Source organism: Oharaeibacter diazotrophicus (assembly GCF_004362745.1).
Taxonomy (GTDB): domain Bacteria; phylum Pseudomonadota; class Alphaproteobacteria; order Rhizobiales; family Pleomorphomonadaceae; genus Oharaeibacter; species Oharaeibacter diazotrophicus.
The window spans coordinates 1-19,949 of sequence record NZ_SNXY01000009.1 but is presented as its reverse complement, the minus strand read 5'-3'; the positions used below and the strand labels follow the sequence as shown (position 1 = coordinate 19,949).

General features: G+C 73.4%; 16 protein-coding genes. 4 read left to right on the top strand and 12 right to left on the bottom strand.

Translation table 11 applies throughout. The annotated features are described in order from the left end of the window. Positions 1-19 precede the first annotated feature (19 nt). From EDD54_RS15100 to EDD54_RS15065, 8 genes are read right to left on the bottom strand one after another with little or no spacing between them, the layout of a single operon-like run. Positions 20-1,105: a CgeB family protein gene (locus EDD54_RS15100; protein WP_126537740.1), complete on the bottom strand. Its 1,086-nt coding sequence runs from the start codon at positions 1,103-1,105 to the stop codon at positions 20-22. Continuing rightward, a complete protein-coding gene (locus tag EDD54_RS15095; protein WP_126537738.1) occupies positions 1,102-2,196 on the bottom strand; it encodes a CgeB family protein in 1,095 nt (364 codons plus the stop codon). The genes EDD54_RS15100 and EDD54_RS15095 overlap by 4 nt, the downstream gene beginning before the upstream one ends. Then, complete coding sequence (locus EDD54_RS15090; RefSeq protein ID WP_126537736.1) at positions 2,193-3,305, bottom strand: CgeB family protein; 1,113 nt, start codon at positions 3,303-3,305, stop codon at positions 2,193-2,195. The genes EDD54_RS15095 and EDD54_RS15090 overlap by 4 nt, the downstream gene beginning before the upstream one ends. Then, positions 3,302-4,423, bottom strand: a complete 1,122-nt coding sequence (locus EDD54_RS15085) for a glycosyltransferase family 4 protein (protein WP_208112211.1) — start codon at positions 4,421-4,423, stop codon at positions 3,302-3,304. The genes EDD54_RS15090 and EDD54_RS15085 overlap by 4 nt, the downstream gene beginning before the upstream one ends. After that, complete coding sequence (locus EDD54_RS15080; protein WP_126537734.1) at positions 4,405-5,703, bottom strand: TIGR04295 family B12-binding domain-containing radical SAM protein; 1,299 nt, start codon at positions 5,701-5,703, stop codon at positions 4,405-4,407. Before EDD54_RS15080 ends, EDD54_RS15085 begins: the two co-directional genes overlap by 19 nt. Further along, complete coding sequence (locus EDD54_RS15075) at positions 5,703-6,785, bottom strand: SDR family NAD(P)-dependent oxidoreductase (protein WP_126537732.1); 1,083 nt, start codon at positions 6,783-6,785, stop codon at positions 5,703-5,705. The genes EDD54_RS15080 and EDD54_RS15075 overlap by 1 nt, the downstream gene beginning before the upstream one ends. Next, positions 6,782-7,879 (bottom strand): NAD-dependent epimerase/dehydratase family protein, encoded by a 1,098-nt coding sequence (locus tag EDD54_RS15070; protein ID WP_126537730.1) that lies wholly within the window; start codon positions 7,877-7,879, stop codon positions 6,782-6,784. The genes EDD54_RS15075 and EDD54_RS15070 overlap by 4 nt, the downstream gene beginning before the upstream one ends. A gap of 13 nt (positions 7,880-7,892) precedes the next feature. After that, on the bottom strand, positions 7,893-8,159 hold the full coding sequence (locus EDD54_RS15065; RefSeq protein WP_126537728.1) for a hypothetical protein: 267 nt from the start codon (positions 8,157-8,159) through the stop codon (positions 7,893-7,895). A gap of 380 nt (positions 8,160-8,539) precedes the next feature. Between EDD54_RS15065 and EDD54_RS15060 the strand changes: the two genes are divergently transcribed. Continuing rightward, a complete protein-coding gene (locus EDD54_RS15060; protein ID WP_126537726.1) occupies positions 8,540-9,052 on the top strand; it encodes a ferritin-like domain-containing protein in 513 nt (170 codons plus the stop codon). Positions 9,053-9,058: 6 nt separating this feature from the next. On the opposite strand, the gene EDD54_RS15055 is transcribed toward EDD54_RS15060, so the two are convergent. After that, the gene (locus tag EDD54_RS15055; RefSeq protein WP_165644698.1) at positions 9,059-9,901 is read right to left on the bottom strand and encodes a DeoR/GlpR family DNA-binding transcription regulator; all 843 of its coding nucleotides are present in this window, start codon (positions 9,899-9,901) and stop codon (positions 9,059-9,061) included. A 176-nt stretch (positions 9,902-10,077) separates the two neighbouring features. On the opposite strand from EDD54_RS15055, the gene EDD54_RS15050 reads away from it, so the two are divergent. Next, a complete protein-coding gene (locus EDD54_RS15050; protein ID WP_126537722.1) occupies positions 10,078-11,151 on the top strand; it encodes an ABC transporter ATP-binding protein in 1,074 nt (357 codons plus the stop codon). A 178-nt stretch (positions 11,152-11,329) separates the two neighbouring features. Here the strand turns inward: EDD54_RS15050 and EDD54_RS15045 are convergent, their stop codons facing one another. The 3 genes from EDD54_RS15045 to EDD54_RS15035 all read right to left on the bottom strand — a co-directional run bounded on the left by EDD54_RS15045 (position 11,330) and on the right by EDD54_RS15035 (position 14,676). Beyond that, a complete protein-coding gene (locus tag EDD54_RS15045) occupies positions 11,330-12,181 on the bottom strand; it encodes a carbohydrate ABC transporter permease (RefSeq protein ID WP_126537720.1) in 852 nt (283 codons plus the stop codon). Continuing rightward, the gene (locus EDD54_RS15040; protein ID WP_126537719.1) at positions 12,178-13,143 is read right to left on the bottom strand and encodes a carbohydrate ABC transporter permease; all 966 of its coding nucleotides are present in this window, start codon (positions 13,141-13,143) and stop codon (positions 12,178-12,180) included. Before EDD54_RS15040 ends, EDD54_RS15045 begins: the two co-directional genes overlap by 4 nt. A gap of 261 nt (positions 13,144-13,404) precedes the next feature. Beyond that, positions 13,405-14,676, bottom strand: coding sequence for an ABC transporter substrate-binding protein (locus EDD54_RS15035; protein ID WP_126537717.1), 1,272 nt, complete (start codon positions 14,674-14,676; stop codon positions 13,405-13,407). Between the two features lie 297 nt (positions 14,677-14,973). Here EDD54_RS15035 and EDD54_RS23510 point away from each other — a divergent pair, with 297 nt between their 5' ends. Together EDD54_RS23510 and EDD54_RS15025 are read left to right on the top strand one after the other, a co-directional pair. Beyond that, the gene (locus EDD54_RS23510) at positions 14,974-17,535 is read left to right on the top strand and encodes a questin oxidase family protein (RefSeq protein ID WP_133674017.1); all 2,562 of its coding nucleotides are present in this window, start codon (positions 14,974-14,976) and stop codon (positions 17,533-17,535) included. A 997-nt stretch (positions 17,536-18,532) separates the two neighbouring features. After that, a complete protein-coding gene (locus EDD54_RS15025; protein WP_208112210.1) occupies positions 18,533-19,717 on the top strand; it encodes an amidohydrolase in 1,185 nt (394 codons plus the stop codon). Positions 19,718-19,949: the final 232 nt, after the last annotated feature.

Below are 19,949 nucleotides of genomic sequence, written 5' to 3'. Positions count from 1 at the left end.
GGACGCGGGTGGGAGGGGCTCAGGCGGGGGCGACGCGCTCGGCGGCCGCGGCCTCGAGGAGGCGAGAGAGTTCGGCGGCGCGGTGGACCGCGGTGTGGGCGCCGAGCACGCGGGCCCGGGCGCGCCGGGCGATCGCGGCGCGCTCGTGGTCGGGAATGCCGTCGAGGGCGGCGAGCACCGCCTCCGTATCGCTCGCAACCACGATCTCGCGTCCGGGTTCCAGGATCGCGTCGAGCCCGTCCCAGGGGTCGGAGACGATCGGCGTGCCGCAGGCGGCCGCCTCGAACAGGCGCACGCTCGGGCTGTGGCCGGCGCGCACCATGTCGGCGCGGGTGACGTTGAGGGCGTAGCGGCAGGCGCCGTAGAAGGCGGGATGGTCGGCGGGGCCGACGTGGTCGATCCGCGTCACGTTGGCCGGCCACTCGATCCCGGCCGGATACTGCGGTCCCGCCACCGCGAAGGCGAGATCCGGCCGCAGACGCGCCGGTTCGATCAACAGCCGCTCCAGCATCGGCTGGCGGTCGGCGGCGTAGGTGCCGAGATAGCCGAGGTCGAAGCGCGGCGCGGCCCCGACCGGCCGATACGCCTCGGCGTCGACGGCGCAGAACAGCGCCCGCGCCGCCCGCGCGCCGAACGCCCGTTCCAGCCGCCGCAGCGTCGGCCCGCCGGTGAAGGAGAGGTAGAGGTCGTAGCCGGCGGCGAGGTCGGGCGAGAGATAGTCGCAGGTTCCCGCCGCGAGCGCGGCGATCGTGACCGGCGTGTCGATGTCGTAGAAGGCGGTGACGCCGCGGGCGGTCGCCTGCACCATCCGCCCGACCGCGATCCCGTCCGGCACGTAGGAGCCCACCATCACCGCCCGCGCGGAGGCGATCGCGTCGCGGTACCGGTCGAGGTCGGCGAGGTCGTCGTAGAGCACCAATCTGCAGAAGTCGGGGTCGGCGAGGTCGCGGTGGGCGGCGTACCAGGGCCGGTCGCGCTCGAGGAACAGCACCCGATGCCCGGCGGCGGCGTAGGCGGAGAGCAGGGCGCGCCAAGTGGTGGCGTGGCCGTTGCCCCAGGACGACGACAGCGACAGGCCGAGGACGACGAGGTCGGGCCCGCTCATGCCTCGGCCCCCGCGCGCCGCGCGGCGAGGGCGCCGGCAAGCACCGTCTCCACCTCGGCGGCGCGGCGGTCGTAGGTGTGGGCGGCGCGGATCCGCCGGCCGGCCGCGGCGCCGATCATCGCGGCGCGCTCGCGGTCGAGCCCGGCGAGGATCTCGGCGACGTCGCGGCCGTCGCGGGCCACCAGCACCTCCTCGCCGGGAGCGAGGAACATCTCGATGCCCTCCCAGGCGTCGGTGATCAGGCAGGCGTCGGCGCCGGCCGCCTCGAACACCCGCGTCGCCGGTGAGAAGCCGGTGGTGGCCATGCTGTCGCGGGCGATGTTGAGCACGGCGAGCGGCGTCGCGTTGAAGGCGTTGTGGTCGGCGGTGCCGACGTGGCCGATCTTGGCGACGTTCGGCGGCACGGCGCGGTCGTCCCAGCCCGATCCCCCGAGCAGGAAGCGCCGGTCCGGCAGCCGGGCCGACGCCGCCAGGAAGAAGCGGGCGACGCGCTCCTCGCGGTCCGGCAGGCGGTTGCCGAGGAAGCCGAGGTCGGCGGAGAAACGCGGGTCGGGCGGCACCGGGAAGTGGGTCGAAGGGTCGAGCGCGTTGTAGATCGGCACGCAGGCCCGGGCTCCGAGCGCCTGGTAAGCGGAGGTCACCGGCGCGCCGCCGCCGTAGGTCAGAACCAGGTCGAGCCCCGGCAGCGCCCGCCGCAGCGGATGATCGGGCGCGTGCCGGATCTCCGCGAGCGTCGCCGGCGCGTCGACGTCCCAGAACACGGTCAGCGCGTCCGGCCGGGCGAAGGCGGTCACGCCGGCGAGGAGTTCATCGTCGAACACGCCGACGCCGCTCGCCTTCACCACCACGTCGGCCTCGCCCGCCGCCGCGACCACGGCGGCGACGCCGTGCTCGGTGGCGGGATAGACCACCACCCGCGCCCACTCGGGCGGGTCGATGTCGCGGTGGCTCTGGCGGTCGAAGGCGTCGGGTTCGTAGAAGGTGACCTCGTGGCCGCGCGCCGCCAGGGCGCGGACGATGCCGCGGTAATAGGTGGCGGCGCCGTTCCAGTAGGCCGACAGCAGGCTGGAGCCGTAGAAGGCGATCCTCATGCCGCGCTCTCCTCCGCCCGGGGCTCGCCGAGGCCGTCGGCGATCGCCAGCAGTTCGGCGGCGCGGTGGCCGCAGGTGTGGCGGGCGAGGATGGTGGAAAGGCCGCGTTCCGCGAGCGCCCGCCGCATCCCCTCGTCGGCGGCGAGCGCCGCGAGGTGGCGGGCACAGGCCGCGCCGTCCGGTGCGACGAGATAGTCCGCCCCGGGCGAGAACAGGCCCTCGGCGTCGTCCCAGGGCGCTGTCACCAGCGGGATACCGCAGGCGAGCGCCTCGAAGACGCGGATGGTCGGGATGCCCGGCAGCACGCTCGCGTAGTAGCGCCGCGGCACGTGGACCGTGGCGAGATGGCGCGCGAACACCTCGGGCACCCGGGCGTTGGCGAGCCAGCCGCCATAGCGTGCGCCGTGGCGGGCGAGCATGGCGAGCGCCTCGGCGGGGTAGCGCACGCCGTGGACGTCGAGCGGCAACCCGGCCGTGGCGGCCGGCGCGAGCAGGAAGCCCTCGATCTCCCGGGTGCGCTCGCCGTCGCCCCAGTTGCCGATCCAGACGAGGCCGGCGCGTTCTCCCTCCTCCTGCGGCGGCTGGAACACCCTGACGTCGGCGGCCTCGTGCCAGACGAACACCCGCCGGCCCCAGCCCCAGCGGCGATAGACCTCGGCGAGCGCCTCGCCGAAGGCCAGCACGCCGTCGTAGCCGGAGAGGTCGAAGGCGCGGATCGCCTTGGGATCGCTGACGGCACGGTGGTGGGTGTCGTGGAACAAGAGCCGGAAGCGGCCGCCGCGGACGCGCCGGCGGCCGAGCGCGGCCACCAGCGCCGGGTCGGTCCACTCGTGGACGATCACGAGGTCGGCGTCCGCCACGGCCTCCTCGGCCTCGGCGACGGTCGTCGACGTCCGTGGCCTGAGGGTCGGATAGGCGAGGCGGAACGGCACCAGGCCGTCGTCGCCGTGGTCGGCGAGCAGGTTGTGCAGGCTCCACGACATCGAGCGCTCCATCGGCACCACCTCGTGGCCCTGGAGCGCGAGCTCGCGCAGCACCCCGCGCAGGAAATGGGCATTGCCGTGATTCCAGCACGACAGGATCGAATGGGCGAAGTAGACGATCTTCATGCGACCGCTCCCGGTTGGACGACGACGGCGCGCCGGGTCCGCCCGCGGGCGAGGCCGTCGTAGAGGTGGGCCATGGCGCGCGCCATGGAATCGAGGCCGTAGCGGGCGGCGCGCGTGGCGGCGGCCGCCCCGCGTTCCCGGGCTTCCGCCGGGTCGGCGGCGAGGCGGTTCACCGCGTCGGCCACGGCGGCGGGATCGCGCGGCGGCACCAGGATGGCGGCGCCGCCCCAGAGTTCGCGGAAGGTCGGGATGTCGGAGAGCACCAGCGGGCAGCCCGCCTGCGCCGCTTCCAGCACCGCGAGGCCGAAGGGCTCGTAGAGCGCGGTCGAGACGAACACCGGACGCCGCGCGAGCAGGTCGCGCACCGCGCCGGCGTCGAGCGCGCCCAGCGCCCGGGCGTGGGCGAGCCGGACCGCGGCGCCGCCGTCGGGCCCCGTCGTCGGACCGGCGGCGAGCAGCGGCACCGCCATCCGCGCGGCGGCCGCGTCGAGCGTCGCGACGTCCTTGCCCTCGTCCCACAGCCGCCCGGCGGTGAAGGCGAAGCCGGCCGGTTCCGGGCTCGGTCCGCGCCGCGGCGCAGCCGCCCGACCGTTGCGCACCACCTCGGGCGCGACGCCGTAGAGCCGGGCCACCGTGGCGCCGAAGGCGCGGGACGGGACGACGACGGCGTCGCAGCGCGCGAGGCCGTCGGCGAGGAGATCGGTGCGCCAGGAGAAGTCGGCCGGTGGCTCGCCGCCGCGCACGGCCGCCCACCAGCTGGCGACGCAGGAATGCACCACGCCGACCACCGGCGCCGGCTGCCGCACCGCGGCGAGCGCCGGCGCGTTGAGCTGCACCACGTCGGCACCGGCCGCCCGGTCGGCGACCGCGGCGGCGGCGGCGGCGAGCACGTCGCACCGCGATCCCGCCAGCCAGTCGAGCGGCAGGTCGAGCGGCAGCACGTCGACGCCGGGGACCGTCGCGGTCTCGCGCTGGCACGGCGTCATCGCGGGTCCGAGCACGGCGAGCGTCGTCTCGACGCCGTAGGGCACCAGGGCGTGCGCGAGATCGACCGCGTAGGAGAACACCCCGCCGACCGCGTCGGTGGTCATGAACAGCTTCAGCGGCAGTGCGCGCATGACGCCTCCAGCACCGGCAGCGGCAGCGGATGCTCCTCCTGGATGTCGCTGAAGCGGGCGAACCGGCCGAGATAGTGGTCGTGCGCGCGCTCCCACGCCCGCCCGTCCGGCTCGCCCCAGAGCCGGCGGTAGTCAGGCGACGACGGGTAGGGGTAGAGCGGCACCGGATCGTTGGCCCAGACGCCGGCCGCGCGCATCCGCTCCCGCCAGGCGTCCACCAGCGCGTCGTCGTCGTCCGGCACCTCGATCAGGTTGGCCTGCACGAAGGGCACGCGACGGCGGGCGTGCACCAGCCGTTCGGCGAGTTCGTCGGTGGAGAGCTTGCAGTTCTTGTCGAGCGCCGCGCGGCCCTCGACGGTCAGGCTCTCGACCCCCGCCTCGATCGAGACGCAACCGGCGGCGCCGAGCAGGTCGAGCATGTCGGGCTTCCAGAGGTCGATCCGGGTCTGGACGCCGAAGACGAGACGGCGGTCGACCAGCGCCTCGAGCAGCGGCTTCTGCGGCAGGAAGATCTCGTCGACGAAGTAGACGTAGGTCACCCCTTGCGCGATCAGCCGGTCGATCTCCTCGAGGACCGGCGCGAGGTCGCGGCGGCGATAGCGGTCGCGGAAGTCGATCTTGGCGCAGAAGCTGCAAGTGTAGGGGCAGCCGCGCGAGGCCTCGACCTCGGCACCCGGCCCGTCCGGCCGAGCGTCGAAGCGGTGGTGGTGATGCCGGTGGGCGGCGATCCACTCGTCCGGCCAGGCGAGCGCCGGCAGGTCGCGGAACACCGTCGCACGCGGTCCCCCGGTGACGCGGACGGCGCCGGTCTCGTCGCGGAAGGCGAGGCCGGGGATATCGGCGAAGGCGGCACCGTCGGCGATCTCGACGATCGCCTCCTCGCACTCCCCGCGCACCACCACGTCGGCGTCGAGCTTGGCGAGCGCGGTCTCCGGCGTCGCCGAACCGTGCGGGCCCACGCCGACCGTGGTGCCGCCGCGGCCGTCGAGGGCGATCAGGAAGGCGCGCGGCACCCGGAGTTCCGGCTGGGCGCAGCGCCAGAACAGGTAGGTCGGCGCCGTGGTGACCACGGTGGCGTCCGGCCCGTAGGCGGCGACCGCGGCGGCGAGGCCGTCGTCGTCGAGCCCCGAGAGGGGGCCGTCGAACATCCGCGCCTCGTGGCCGGCGCGCTCGAGCAGCACCTTGGCGGCGCCGAGTTCGAGCGGCAGGTGCGGCTCGCGGCACCCGAAGTAGATCGAATGCTCGAAGCGCCAGGACGGATTGACCAGGGCGATCCGCATCAGGTTGCCCCCGCGCTCTCGAGGGCGCGCGGCGGTTCCTCGCCGCGGGCGAGCCAGTCGGCCAGCCGCGCGACGCCCTCGCGCCAGCCGATCGGCGCCGGCAGTTCGAGCGCCTCCGTGACGGCGCGGGTGTCGGAGACGTAGCAGCGCTGGTCGCCCGGCCGCCACGGCTCGAAGCGGAGGTCGGCCTTGCGGCCGAAGAGGCGCTCGCCGTGGGCGATCACGGCGGCGAGGCTGACCGCGTTCTCCGGTCCGCCGCCGAGGTTGAACGCCCGGCCCGAGATCCGCCCGATCCGCCGCCGCGCCCGGACATAGGCTTCGACGGCGTCATCGACGTGGAGCACGTCGCGCACCTGGTGCCCGTCGCCGAAGATGGTGATCGGCGCGCCGTCGCGGATTCGCATCAGGAAGTGGGCGACCCAGCCCTGGTCCTCGCTGCCCATCTGCCGCGGCCCGTAGATGCAGCTCATCCGCATCACCGCGGTGGCAAGGCCGAAGCTGCGGGCGTGGTCGAGCACGTATTGTTCGGCGGCACCCTTGGAGCAGCCGTAGGGCGTGTGGAAGTCGAGCGGCTGGCGCTCGCCGACGCCGCGGCGGGCGAGCAGGGCGTCGGCCGGCCGCCAGCCGCGCTCGCCCCGTTCGACCGGCACGCCGGAAAGGTCGCCGTAGACCTTGTTGGTGCTGGCGTGGATCAGCGGCGCGTCCGGGGCGTGCCGGCGCAGCGCCTCGAGCAGGCCGAGGGTGCCGGCGGCGTTGACGGAGAAGTCGGCGAGCGGATCGGCAAGGCTGGTCGTGACCGCGACCTGGGCGGCGAAGTGGAACACGGCGGCCGCGCCGCGCACCGCCTCGGCCACGGCGGCGCGGTCGCGCACGTCGGCGTGCAGATGGGTCACCTTGGCCGGATGGCGCGCCTGCAGCCAGGCGACGTTGCGTTCGACGCCGGGCCGCGACAGGTCGTCGAGGATCAGCACCGGTTCGCCGTCGCGGGCGATCCGGTCGGCGAGGTTGGCGCCGATGAAGCCGGCGCCGCCGGTCACCAAGACCGGCGCCGGTCCGCTACGGGCGGGGAGGGCCGTCGTCATGCCACCAGCCCCCGCCGCTCGAGTTCGCGCCGCGCCTCCTCGGCGCGGTCGTTGGCACTTTGCGCCGCCAGCCATTCGACGAGTTCGGCGAGGCCGTCGGCAAAATCGGTGCGGGCGCAGAAGTCGAGGTCGCGGGCGGCGCGGGTCACGTCGGCGAAGCAGTGGCGGATGTCGCCCTTGCGCGCCTTGCCCGTCACCTCCGGCTCGATCTCCGGCCGGCCCATCGCCGCGGCGAGCGCCGACGCCACCTCGGCCACCGACCGGTCCCGCCCGCTGCCGACGTTGTAGACGCCGCCGGCGGCGTCCGGCCGGTCGAGTGCGGCGAGGAAGGCGCGGGCGACGTCGGAGACGTGGACGAAGTCGCGCCGCTGCCGGCCGTCCTCGAACACCAGCGGCCGCCGGCGGTTGAGGAGGCGCGCGGCGAAGATCGCGAGCACGCCGGTGTAGGGGTTGGAAAGCGCCTGCCCGGGGCCGTAGACGTTGAAGAGGCGGAGCGCCACGCCCTCCATGCCGTAGGCGGCGGCGACGTTCAGCGTCAGCCGCTCCTGCACGTACTTGGTCAGGGCGTAGACCGAGGCGAGGGCGGGGCGCTTGTCCTCGGGCGTCGGCACCGGCACCAGCGGCCGGCCCGCGGCATCGACCGGCTCCCAGCCGCCGTCGCCGCCGCGCCGCTCTGCGTCCTCGACCGCCGCACCGTCGGCGTCGCGGTAGAGGCCCTCGCCGTAGATGCTCATCGAGGACGCCACTACGACGCGCCGCACCGGGCGGTCGATCAGCGCCTGGAACAGCACCGCGGTGCCGAGGTCGTTGACCGCGACGTAGCGGTCGATCGCGTACATGCTCTGTCCGACCCCGACCTCCGCGGCGAGGTGGACCACCGCGTCGATGCCGGCGAGGGCGCGGCGGACGGCGTCGCCGTCGCGGACGTCGCCGATCACAAGTTCGGCCTCGCGCGGCAGGCTCGTGGCCGGCCGGGCGTGGACCTGATCGATCATGGCGTCGAGCACGCGCACGTCGTCGCCGCGGGCGAGCAGGTGGCGGGCGAGGTGGCTGCCGATGAAGCCGGCGCCGCCGGTGACGAGGATCTTCGCCATCGCGGGTGCCTCCTCAGCGGCCGTCGCGATGGACGATCTTGTTGAACCGGCTCTCGCCCTCGTCCTGGTGGACGAGCGCGAGGCCGTTCTCGTCGAACTTCCGGAAGAACTCGTCCCAGGAGATCGGTTCCAGCCGGTCGTCCGGTTCGCCGAAGTCGAAGCGCAGCAGCCCCGGATCGTCCCCGTCTCCCGTTCCCGTCACCCGGGCCGGCCGGCCGCCGTGCCGTTCGACCCAAGTGCGGATGACGTCGTGGTCGGTGGTCGTCCTGCCCTGCGTCATGCGAACCTCCGCAGCTCCCGTGTCGACGCCGAAACCTGGACGGAGCGGGAATGTTCCTGTCTCGGGGCAAGTGCTGCGCAAGACGAAGAAATATCGTCGGTCCTACGGAGGTGATGTCAAAAGATATCCGCATGTAGAGCCGATGTATCCGATCGCGCTCGAGCTTCGTCGTCCCTTCCGCGGCCGGCCGCGAGGGGCGGCGTCGACGTCGCGATATTGCACGACGTGACGCGTCTCCCGCGCGGAACCGGTGCGGGGGAACAATGCACGGTCCGGGGTCTTTCGAAGGCGAGACCGGCACGCATCGGGGACGGCGGCGCCGATCGGCCGTCCGGTGCGCCGGGACGGTCCCGTCCGGCAAACCAACTCGGAGACATCACATGGCGGACACCACCATTCGCAACATCTTCGTCGTTGGGCTCAGGAACGCCCACGCGGTGGAGAACGAGGCGCTCTCGATCATGAATCGCCAGATCGAGCGCATCGAGAACTATCCCGAGATGGCCGCGCGGCTGCGCGAGCACGTCGACGAGACCGAGCGCCAGCTCCGGCGTCTCGACGAGATCCTCGGCGGCCTCGGCGAGGACGCCTCCACCTTCAAGGACATGTCGGCCAGCATCATGGGCAGCGTGGCGGCCATGGGCCACGCCATGGCCGGTGACGAGATCCTGAAGAACGCCTTCGCCGACTATGCCTTCGAGAACTACGAGATCGCGGCCTACCGCTCGCTGATCGACGTGGCCGAGGCCGCGGGCGCCCGTCAGGCGGTCTCGCTGCTGCAGACCTCGCTCGCGGAGGAGGAGCAGATGGCGCGCTGGATCGAAGCCGAGTTGCCGGCCGTCACCCGCCGCTACCTTTCCCTCGAGACCGCCGGGCTGAAAGCCGACCGCTGACGCCCCTCAGCCGCGGCCGTCGGCCACGATCACATCCACCTGCGCCGCCTCCAGCGCCGCCGCCAGCTCCGGCGGCGGCGCCTGGTCGGTGACCAGGATGTCGATGGCGTCGAGCGGGGCGATCCGCGACAGCGCACGCCGGCCGAACTTGGTGGCGTCGCAGACCACGACGACGCTCTCGGCGCAGTCGAGGAAGGCGCGCTTCACCTCGGTGTCCTCGGGCGAATAGTCGAACAGCCCGAGTTCGCCGAGGCCGGAGACGCCGAGGAACACCCGGTCGAGGAAATGGGCGCGCAGCTGCTGCACCGCGCCGGCCCCGATCACCGAGAATTCCGGCGGCCTGACCTCGCCGCCGAGGATGTAGACCGGGCTGCCGCAACCGGCGAGCCGCATGGCGGCGCGGACGTTGTTGGTGAAGACCCGGAGATCGGTGCGCTGGGCGAGTTCGCCGGCGAGCGCCATCACCGTGGTGCCGACGTCGAGACCCACCGATTCCCTGGGGCCGACCAGCCGGGCGGCCCGCCGCGCGATCGCCAGCTTGGCGTCGGCGTTGCGGGCGACACGGCTGTCGAACACCGGCTCCTCGGCGTCGAACGGTCCGCGCTCGGCCTCCGTCGGCGGCACCGCGCCGCCGTGGGTGCGGGTGATCTCGCCGGCGCGGGCGAGCGCCACGAGGTCGCGCCGGATCGTCATGGCGGAGACGCCGAGGTCGCGGGCGATGTCGCTCACCGAGACGAAGCCGTCGCGGCGGAAGGCGTCGCGGATGCGGGCGTGGCGGATCGGCGCCGGGATGCGCCCGGCCGCCTCGGACCGCGGCGCGCCGCCGGATCGCCCCCGTGCCTCGCTCATGCGCGTCGATCTCCACACCCCGTCGGGATCTTGCATAACACGGCGTGCCGTTGTTCGGAAAGGTTGTTTCCTGTTCTGATTTGACCGATATTGTGCGCCGCAGCGCCGTGGTTCCGGCCCTGCCGGTCCGTGCACCGCGCACGGGCCGCGGACCCCGGCGCGGAGCGACAGACACGATGAACGGCCTCGTCCTCTCCGGCGTCCGCAAGTTCTACGGCAGCACCGAGGTCGTGAAGGGCGTGGATCTCGAGGTCGCCGACGGCGAGTTCGTGGTGATCCTGGGGCCCTCCGGCTGCGGCAAGTCCACGCTGTTGCGCATGGTGGCCGGCCTCGAGGACGTCTCGGCCGGCGAGATCCGCCTTGCCGGCGAGGTCGTCACCCACCTGCCGCCGCGCCGGCGCGGCGTCGCCATGGTGTTCCAGAACTACGCGCTCTATCCGCATCTCACCGTCGCCGGCAACATCGGCTATCCGCTCCGCGTCGCCGGCGTCGCCAAGGCCGAGCGCGAGGCCCGCGTCGCCGAGGTCGCCCGCGTCGTCGGCCTCGAGGCGCTGCTCGCCCGCAAGCCGAGTCAGCTTTCCGGCGGCCAGCGCCAGCGCGTCGCGATGGCGCGCGCGATCATCCGCCGCCCGCGCATCTTCCTGTTCGACGAGCCGCTCTCCAACCTCGACGCCAAGCTGCGCGGCGAGATCCGCGCCGAGATCCGCCTGATGCACCAGCGCCTCGGCGTCACCTCGGTCTTCGTCACCCACGACCAGGTCGAGGCGATGACGCTGGCCGACCGCATCGTCGTCATGAACACCGGCCGGATCGAGCAGGTCGGCGCGCCGACCGAGGTCTACCGCCGCCCGGCCAGCCGCTACGTCGCTTCCTTCGTCGGCACGACGCCGATGAGCTTCCTCGATGCCGTCGTCGGCGACGACGGCGCCTCGGTACGGATCGGCGGCGCCGGCACGCTCGCGCTCGCCGGCCGGCTGCCGCCCGAGCGCCGCGGCCGGCCGGTCACCGTGGGGCTGCGCGCCGAGGGCGTCGCCGTCGCCGACGGCGGCCCGTTGATCGCCGGCTACCGTCTCACCGAGGAACTCGGCTCCCACGCCCTTCACCACACCCTGGTCGAGGGCGTCGTCGTGCTCGCCGCCGCCGCCAGCGGCGACCGTCCGGTCGGCGAGACGCTCCGCCTCGCCGTCGCTCCCGACGCGATCCACCTGTTCGACGCCGACACCGGCCGCCGGATCGAGCCCGAGGCATGATACCGAGCTCGCAAAGTTCCGACCTGTGGTCGGAGCTGTTCGGGCGAGGAGCGCCCGACCGGGCGCCGGCCGGATGGCCGAAACCTCGCAAAGTCCCGACGAGTCGGGACTTTGCGAGACCGGTATGAGATCGGCCCCCGCCCGAAGCCGCGAGCGCTCGCGACTTCGGCACCGGCGGTCAGTGCATGCCCTTGGTCAGGCCCTGGACGAAGTAGCGGTTGAGCAGCAGCGCCAGCGCCACGATCGGCAGCGTCGAGAAATGCGCCATCGCGCCCATGGTGCCCCAGGTGACGTCCTTGGTGCCGTAGGCTGACAGGAGCGCCACCGAGATCGGCTTGGAATCGGCCACGGTCAGGAAAGCCGGCGTCAGAAAGTCGTTCCAGGCCAGCATGATCGAGAACAGCGCGCTCGCCACGATCCCGGGCATGATCAGCGGCACGGCCACGAACAGGAAGGCGCCGAAGGCGGTGCGGCCGTCGAGCTGGGCCGCCCATTCCGCCTCCGGCGGCAGGGCGCGGACGTAGTTGAAGATCATCCACACCACGAAGCCGGCGCTGAGCGTACCGTCGGTCAGCGCCACCGCCCAGGTCGAGCCGAGCAGGCCGATGTCGCGCATCAGCAGGTAGAACGGCATCAAGGTGACGACGCGCGGCATCATCCGGACCGCCAGGAGCACGTAGGCGACGGTGATCGCGTGCTTCCAGCGGCTGCGGGCGAGGGCGTAGCCGGCCGGCACCCCGACGACGAGCGCGATCGCCGTGCTGCCGAGCGCGATCGCGAGGCTGTTGCCGACCAGCCGCGGCACGTCGTAGAGCGCGAACAGGGCGCGGAAGTTGTCGAACGTCGGCGCGAAGGTCAGCACCGGCGGGATCGAGAAGATGTCACGCGCCGGTTTGTAGGCGGTGGTGGCGAGCCACGCGAGCGGCGCCAGGAACAGCGCCAGCGCCAGCACCAGCGCCGCGATCCGCGCGGCTTCTGCGACCCGGCGGCCGAGCGGGACCACGGGGGAGGGGATGTCGGCCGCGGTCATGGTGCCACCGTGCGTTCGTAGCGGTCGATCAGCAGGAAGAAGGCGGTGGCGAGCACGCCGACCAGCGCCAGCATGAAGGCCGAGATCGCCGCGGCGGTGCCGATGTTGAAGAACTCGAGGCCCTCCTTCACCGCCCGGATCATCAGGACGTTGGTGGCGTCGTTCGGCCCGCCGTTGGTGGTGACGTAGATGGTGTCGAACACCATCGAGGCGTCGATCAGGCGCAGGAGCAGGGCGAGCAGCATGGTCGGCACCATCATCGGCACCACGATGGTGACGAAGCGCTGCAGCGCCGTCGCGCCGTCGACCGCGGCCGCCTCCAGCACACTCGCCGGGATCGCCTTCAGCCCGGCGAGCAGGATCAGTGCCACGAGCGGCGTCCACTGCCAGACGTCCATCACCACGATGGTGGCGAGCGCGGTCTCCGGCGTGCCGAGGAAGCCGCGTTCGGCCGAGATCCCGAGCGTGCGGGCGAAATAGCCGATCGGGCCGTAGTCGGGGGTCAGGAGGCCGCGGAACATCAGGCCCGTGGCGAGCGGCGTCACCGTCACCGGCACCAGAAGGAGGGCGAGCACGACCCGGTTGAAGCCGCGGTCGCGCCAGAGCAGGAGGGCGAGCGCGAAGCCGACCACGAACTCCGCCGTCACCGCCGAGGCCATGAAGGTCAGCGTGTTGACGATGGCGGCGTGGCTGCTCGGGTCGGTCCAGAGCTTTTCGAAATTGGCGAGGCCGACGAAGGCGTTCCGCTGCGGCTTCAGGAGGTTGTAGCGGAAGAAGGCGTAGCCGAGCCCGCGCACCGCCGGATAGACCGCGAACACCGCGACGTAGAGGCAGGCCGGCAGCGTCAGCAGGATCAGGAACAGCCGCCGGCGCGCCTCGAGCGGCTCGTCGGGCGGGAACAGCCGGGCGAGGAGGCCGGGGGCCGGCGGGCGGGCGGCGACGGCCGCGGTGTCGATCGTCATCCCTCGGCTCCTCGGGCGACCGGTCGGTCGGCCCTCGCGGGGGCAATCCGCCCCGCCGGGAGAGAGCCCGGCGGGGCGGAGCGGCGGGCGGACGCCTGGGGGGAGTGGGGGGAGTGGCGTCCGCCCGAACGGATTCTACCGAGATCGCGATACGCCGGCCCGTGGTCGGCGTATCGCGGGCGAGGAGCGCCCGACCGGGCGCCGGCCGTACGGCCGAAACCTCGCACCGGCCCGACGTGTCGGGACGGTGCGAGACGGGGATCAGAACAGTTCCAGCGCGCGCGCCTGCGCGTCGTCCAGCGCCGCCTTGGGGTCGGCGTTGCCGGCGAGCACGGCGTTGACCGCGGTGCCGAGGATGTCCTGGATCTCCGGATACTCGGGGATGCGCGGGCGATAGTCGCCGTCGCCCTTCTCGAAGGACGCCGCGATCACCGGCAGGAACGGGAACTTGGCGACGAGGTCCGGGTCGGCCAGCACGCTCTTGCGGGTGAAGCCGCCGGCGCCGACTTCGGCGAGCGCCTTCTGCCCTTCGGCCGAGGTCAGGTACTTGATCACCTTCCAGGCCGCTTCCTGGCGCTCCGGCGCGATGTCCTTGTTGATCGACAGTCCCCAGCCGCCGACGCCGTACTTGGGCGGCACGCCCTCGCCCGGCGGGGCGAGCATCACGGCGAACTTGCCGACCACCTTGGACTGCTCCGGGTTGCCGTAGGCGGCGGCGCCGACCGACCACGTCTGCATCGTCGCGGCGACGCCCTGGCGGAACGACTCCTCGCGGCCGCCCCAGTCGTAGTCGACCGCGCCCGGAGGCGCCGCCTTGTCGAAGAACTCCTTGTAGACCGCGAGGCTCTTGACGTTGGCCTCCGAGTTGATCGCTGGCTTGCCCTCGGCGTCGAGGATCGAGCCGCCGAGCTGGGCGTTGTACTGCATCCAGTCCTGCGCCACCGCCGGACCCTTCTGCCCATTGGCGACCCAGCCGTACTGGCCCTTGTCGCGGTCCGTGACCTTGATCGCGGCGGCCTGCAGCGCCTGCATGGTCGCCGGCGGCTCGAGGCCGGCGGCGGCGAACAGGTCGGTGCGGTAGACCAGGACGTTGGCGTAGCCCTCGAACGGGAAGGCGACCTGCTTGCCCTCGTAGCCGCCGAGCGAGTTCATCACCGCGGGATAGATGTCGTCGAGCGCGAGCTCGGCGGCGTCGCGGTCGATCAGGGGCTTCAGGTCGATCACCTGGTCCGAGGTCGCGTACTGGCCGGTCAGCACGTTGTCCATGGTGACGATGTCGTAGCCGCCGGTGTCGCCGGCGAAGTCGGCCGAGGTCTTGGTCATGAGCTCGCCGTAGCCCATGATGTCGACCTTGAGGGCGACGCCGGTCTTCGCCTCGATGTCGCCGGCGATCTTGGCCATCGCCGGTCCGAACGGGTCGTTCATCGAGGCGACGTTCAGCGTGATGTCGGCGGCGGCGGCACCGCCGGCCGAGAAGGCGAAGGCCGCCACCGCGGCGATCGTGCGTCGTGAGGAGAAGCGGAGCAGGGTCATCGGGGATCGCCCTCGTCTCGTCCCGGCCGGGGGGCATCCCCGGCGGGCGTCGCCGGGAGAGAATGCACGGCCCATGCCAATCCTGCAACAGGAGCGAACCAACTCGAACATTGTCAAACGAGAATTCACAGATAGGATCAGAATCGATCGCGCGGGCCGCCGTTCTGGCACGCGCGATGCGAGGAGGGACGACACCGCGTCGCGACCTCGCCCGGGTCCGCCGACCCGCCCGCGCGACGCCCGAAAATGAGGCAGGCCGCCCGCCGAACGGGCGGCGCCCGCCACGAGGAGCACGCGATGCATCCTGTCGCCGAAGCCGATCCCGCCGCCGCACTGCCGGCGCACCTGCGCCGCCCGCCGTCCGCCGCTCCGGACGCCGCCGCGCTCGACCGGCTCGCCGCCCGCGTCCGCCGCGACCTCGCCTATCTGGAATATCCGCCGCGCGCTTGGGTGCCGCCCCGCCGGGCCGCCGACGGCGCGCTGGTCCACGACGTCGTCGTGGTCGGCGCCGGGCTCAGCGGCCTCGCGATCGCCTTCGGCCTGATGCGCCGGCGCGTCTCCAACATCCTGGTGATCGACAAGGCGCCCGCGGGCCGCGAGGGCCCCTGGGTCACCACCGCCCGCATGGACACGCTGCGATCGCCGAAGACGCTGTCCGGCCCCGACGGCGGCCTGCCGTCGCTGACCTACCGCGCCTGGCACGAAGCGGCCTATGGCGAGGCCGCCTTCGACGCCCTCGACAAGATCGACCGCCGCGACTGGATGGCCTATCTCGCGTGGTATCGCGCCACTCTCGACCTGCCGGTCGAGAACGGCCGCGAACTGCTCGCGGTCGCCGACGCCGGTGCCGACGGCCTCGCGCTCACCGTCGCCGACGCCGCCGGCACCCGGATCGTCCACGCTCGCAAGCTGGTGCTCGCCACCGGCGTCGACGGCTGCGGCCGTCCGTCCGTGCCCCCCGAGATCGCGGCGCTGCCGGAGGGGCTCTGGAGCCACAGCGCCGGCGCCGCCGACGTCGGCCCGCTCGCCGGCCGCACCGTCGCCGTGCTCGGGGCCGGCGCCTCCGGCTTCGATTTCGCCGTCCATGCCCTCCGCGAAGGCGCCGCCCGCGTCGTGCTGCACGCGCGCCGGCCGGTGCTGCCGCGCGCCGAGGTGCTGGCGTGGTCGAACTTCCCCGGCTTCCTCACCGCCTTCGCCGACCTGCCCGACGCCGAGCGCTGGCGCTTCATGGCGCGCATGCGCGAACTCGCCCCGCCGCCGACCCAGGAGATGTTCGACCGCGCCGCCGCCGATCCGCGCTTCGAGCTCCGTCTCGGCAGCCGGATCGAGGCGCTCGTGCCCGACGGCGACGCCGTGCGCCTCGTCGCGAACGGCGTCCCCGAGCGCGTCGACCGCCTGCTGGTCGCCACCGGTTACTCCGCCGAGCTCGAGGAGCGCCCCGAACTCGTGCCGCTGCTGCCGCGGATCCGGCGCTGGCGCGACCTCTACGCCCCGCCGGCCGGCGAGGAGGACGCCGCGCTCGGCGCCTATCCCTATCTCGGCAAGGGCTTCGAACTGCTCGCCGCCGACCCCGCCGACGCCGGCTTCCTCGGCCGGGTCCACCTCTTCAACACCGGCGCGGTGCCGAGCCTCGGCCCCGTCTGCAACGGCGTCACCGGCCTCAAATACGGTGTGCCGCGCGTCGTCGACGCCATCGCCCGCGACCTCTTCGTGGAGGATTCCGCCGTGCACTACGACCGTCTCGCCGCCTTCGACGAAGCCACCGTCGACGCCTCCGCCGATCGCGTCGCCGCGATCCGCTCCGGCCTCGTGCCGCTCGCCGGCAGCCGCGTCGGCGTCGAGGCCCGCGCGACCGTCGAGCGTCTGATCGCCGAGACGCGGACCATGAGCGCCGAGTTTCCCGGCACCCTCGCCAACCACCTGCCGATGGTGCTGGAGGCGATGGCCCGGCTCGGCGCATCGGGCCCCCGCCTGGAGGCCTATTTCCACCACTACAACACCGAGCACGCCGTGCCGCTGCTCGCCCCCCGCGGCGCGCCGCTGACGCGCGAGACCTGGCGCGACGCCCTCGGCGACCGCGACCGCGAGGCGGACCTGCGCGCCTTCTTCGACGGCGAGGTGCGCCGGCTCGGCGGCTCCGGCGCCATCCGCGTCTACGGCGGCGACCTTTCGCCCGGCGTCGCCGCCAGCGCGCTGCACGGCCTGATGCGCCTCGCCTACGGCGTGATCCGCGCCGACGAGGCCGAGATCGCCGCCGCGCTCGGCTACTGGGCCGCCACCTTCCTGCCGCTGCGCGACGAGCCGGCCGGCCCGCCCGACACCGACGATCCCGCCGTGCTCGCCCTCGCGATGCGCGCCGACCCCGTCTTCCAGGCGCTCGACTTCGACGGCCACCTGCTCTGGCACTGGATGCGCCACGTCGGCACCCGGGACGCCTTCGCGCCGCTGATCGGCCGCCTCGCCGTCGATGCCGGCACCCTCGACCGCGTCACCGCGGTGTCCGCGGCGCTCTATGCGGAGACCATGACCTTCGAGGCGCTCCACGCCGTCACCGGCAGCCACTGGGTCCGCGTCGTCGCCCCGCATTTCGCCGATCCCCTGGCGCTGACGAAGTACTTCTGGCGGGCGATACTGTCGGTCTACCCCAAGATCGGCATGCCGCTGCCGGCGAGCGCCGAGCGCATGGCGGAACTCCGCGCCACCACGCCCCCGCCCGACGCCGAGATCGCCGCCGCCGCGGTCGCCTCCGACGACGAGCACGACCACAGCCTCGTCTTCTCCGCCCTCCAGGAATTCCGCCGCACCGCCGACCCCCTCTACCGCGTCCTCGCCGCCCGCCGCGTCGGCCTGCTGCCGTGACGGGGAGGGGGGAGGGAGAGGTCGTGCGGGGTGGAGGATCTACCCTGGTCGTCGCCGCACGTGCGCCCGTCGGAGGGGAAGCCGGAGATGGGCACTCCCGCCGGCCGTTCATCTACCCTCCCCCTTGCGGGGAGGGTCGGCGCGGAGCGCCGGGGTGGGGCCGCCGGCCGCGAACGCGCCGCGCGGACGGGCGTCGCAACGGTGGAAGCCCACCCCAGCCCGCCGGCCCGCGGCCGTCGACCGGCCTGCCTCGGAGTCACGTGCCTCCTCGGCGTTCGGCTTCGCCTCACCCCCGCAAGGGGGAGGGTAGAAATGGCGCCGGCGCGGACCGGGGATCTACCCTCCCCCTTGCGGGGAGGGTCGGCGCGAAGCGCCGGGGTGGGGTCGCCGGCCGCGAACGCGCCGCGCGGACGGGCGTCGCAACGGTGGAAGCCTACCCCACCCCGCCGGCCTACGGCCGTCGACCGGCCTGCCTCGGAGTCACGTGCCTCCTCGGCGTTCGGCTTCGCCTCACCCCCACAAGGGGGAGGGTAGAAGTGGCGCCGGCGCGGGTAGGGGATCTACCCTCCCCCTCGTGGGGAGGGTCGGCGCGAAGCGCCGGGGTGGGGTCGCCGGCCGCGAGCGCGCCGCGCGGACGGGCCTCGCGGCTGTGGAAGCCTACCCCACCCCGCCGGCCTTCGGCCGTCGACCCTCCCCACGAGGGGGAGGGTAGAAGTGGCGCCGGCGCGGGTCAGGGATCTACCCTCCCCCTCGTGGGGAGGGTCGGCGCGGAGCGCCGGGGTGGGGTCGCCGGCCGCGAGCGCGCCGCGTGGACGGCCGTCGCGACGGTGGAAGCCTACCCCACCCCGCCGGCCTGCGGCCGTCGACCCTCCCCACGAGGGGGAGGGTAGAAGTGGCGCCGTCCCGCCGCCTCCCGGCAAGTCCGCCGCCACCGCCGCGCATCCACCCCGTCGACCGCCGCCACCACCACGTATCCCCCCCAACCGAGATCACGCCCGTGACCCTCCGCCTCCTGAACGCCGGCCTGCCCGGCCTCCCCGGCCGCTTCGACGTCACCCTCGCGGACGGCCGCATCGCCGCCGTCGCGCCGGCCGCCGATCCCGTGCCCACCCCCACCGGCCCCACGCCCACCGCCACCGTCGACCTCGCCGGCGCCCTCCTGCTGCCCGCCCTCGTCGACGGCCACGTCCACCTCGACAAGACCTTCCTCGGCGCGCCCTGGATGCCGCACCGGACCGGCGACGGCATCGCCGCCCGCATCGCCGCCGAGCGCGCGGCCCGGCGCGACGTCGGCGTCCCCGTGGCGACGCGCGCCCGCCGGCTGATCGACCGCGTCTCCGCGCTCGGCACCGTGGCGATGCGCAGCCACGTCGACATCGACGAGGAGATCGGCCTTGCCAACGTCGAGGCGCTGCTCGCGCTCCGCGCCGAGGTTGCCGACGTGATGGACGTCCAGCTGGTCGCCTTCCCGCAGAGCGGCCTGACCGCCAAGGTGCGCGACCTGATGGATGCGGCGCTCGGCCTCGGTGTCGAGGTGGTCGGCGGCCTCGACCCCGCCGGCATCGACGGCGACGTCGAGGGCCATCTCGGCGCGGTCTTCGCGCTCGCCGAGAGGCACGGCGGCCGCGTCGACGTCCACCTGCACGATCCCGGCGAACTCGGCGCGTTCGAGCTCCGCCAGATCGCCGCCCGCACCCGCGCGGCGGGGCTCGTCGGCCGCGTCGCGGTCAGCCACGCCTTCGCGCTCGGCATGGTCGACGACGCCGTGTTCGGCCGCACCGCCGCGGCGCTCGCCGAGGCCGGCGTCGCCATCATGACCAACGGCCCCGGCGCTGCCGCGATGCCGCCGGTCGGCCGCCTGCTCGCCGCCGGCGTCACCGTCTTCGGCGGGTCCGACAACATCCGCGACGCCTGGTCGCCCTTCGGCGACGGCGACATGCTCGCCCGCGCCGCCCTGATCGGCTACCGCGCCGACTTCCGCCACGACCACGAGCTCGAGGCCGCCTTCGCGCTCGCCTCGGCCGCCCCGCGCGCCGTGATCGGCATGCCGCCGGTCGCGATCGAGCCCGGCGCCCCCGCCGACCTCGTCGCCGTCGACGCCACCTGCCTGCCCGAAGCCGTCGCGACCCACCCGCCGCGCCGGCTGGTGGTCAAGGCCGGGCAGATCCTAATGCGCGTATAGATCGCACAATTATGTTTAGAATTGCATTGATGCCTTCATCCAGAGCGGTATTGTAACGATCTGGAGAGGTGTACCAGCTTCCTGCAACGCCTTGAGCGCTTGGCCGGGCGTGCAGTACCGGGAGGCGAATGGCTTGCTAGAGCGGAATCCGATCAGATTGCATCATATCCGGCCGCTTTGAAGTAGTTGGCGCATTCGGCAGGCGGGAAGAGGTCGATGAGGCGACCGATTG

Coding starts and splice junctions, on each gene's coding strand:
- EDD54_RS15100 (WP_126537740.1), bottom strand. CDS start 1,105: ATGAGCGGGCCCGACCTCGTCGTCCTCGGCCTGTCGCTGTCGTCGTCC.
- EDD54_RS15095 (WP_126537738.1), bottom strand. CDS start 2,196: ATGAGGATCGCCTTCTACGGCTCCAGCCTGCTGTCGGCCTACTGGAAC.
- EDD54_RS15090 (WP_126537736.1), bottom strand. CDS start 3,305: ATGAAGATCGTCTACTTCGCCCATTCGATCCTGTCGTGCTGGAATCAC.
- EDD54_RS15085 (WP_208112211.1), bottom strand. CDS start 4,423: ATGCGCGCACTGCCGCTGAAGCTGTTCATGACCACCGACGCGGTCGGC.
- EDD54_RS15080 (WP_126537734.1), bottom strand. CDS start 5,703: ATGCGGATCGCCCTGGTCAATCCGTCCTGGCGCTTCGAGCATTCGATC.
- EDD54_RS15075 (WP_126537732.1), bottom strand. CDS start 6,785: ATGACGACGGCCCTCCCCGCCCGTAGCGGACCGGCGCCGGTCTTGGTG.
- EDD54_RS15070 (WP_126537730.1), bottom strand. CDS start 7,879: ATGGCGAAGATCCTCGTCACCGGCGGCGCCGGCTTCATCGGCAGCCAC.
- EDD54_RS15065 (WP_126537728.1), bottom strand. CDS start 8,159: ATGACGCAGGGCAGGACGACCACCGACCACGACGTCATCCGCACTTGG.
- EDD54_RS15060 (WP_126537726.1), top strand. CDS start 8,540: ATGGCGGACACCACCATTCGCAACATCTTCGTCGTTGGGCTCAGGAAC.
- EDD54_RS15055 (WP_165644698.1), bottom strand. CDS start 9,901: ATGAGCGAGGCACGGGGGCGATCCGGCGGCGCGCCGCGGTCCGAGGCG.
- EDD54_RS15050 (WP_126537722.1), top strand. CDS start 10,078: ATGAACGGCCTCGTCCTCTCCGGCGTCCGCAAGTTCTACGGCAGCACC.
- EDD54_RS15045 (WP_126537720.1), bottom strand. CDS start 12,181: ATGACCGCGGCCGACATCCCCTCCCCCGTGGTCCCGCTCGGCCGCCGG.
- EDD54_RS15040 (WP_126537719.1), bottom strand. CDS start 13,143: ATGACGATCGACACCGCGGCCGTCGCCGCCCGCCCGCCGGCCCCCGGC.
- EDD54_RS15035 (WP_126537717.1), bottom strand. CDS start 14,676: ATGACCCTGCTCCGCTTCTCCTCACGACGCACGATCGCCGCGGTGGCG.
- EDD54_RS23510 (WP_133674017.1), top strand. CDS start 14,974: ATGCATCCTGTCGCCGAAGCCGATCCCGCCGCCGCACTGCCGGCGCAC.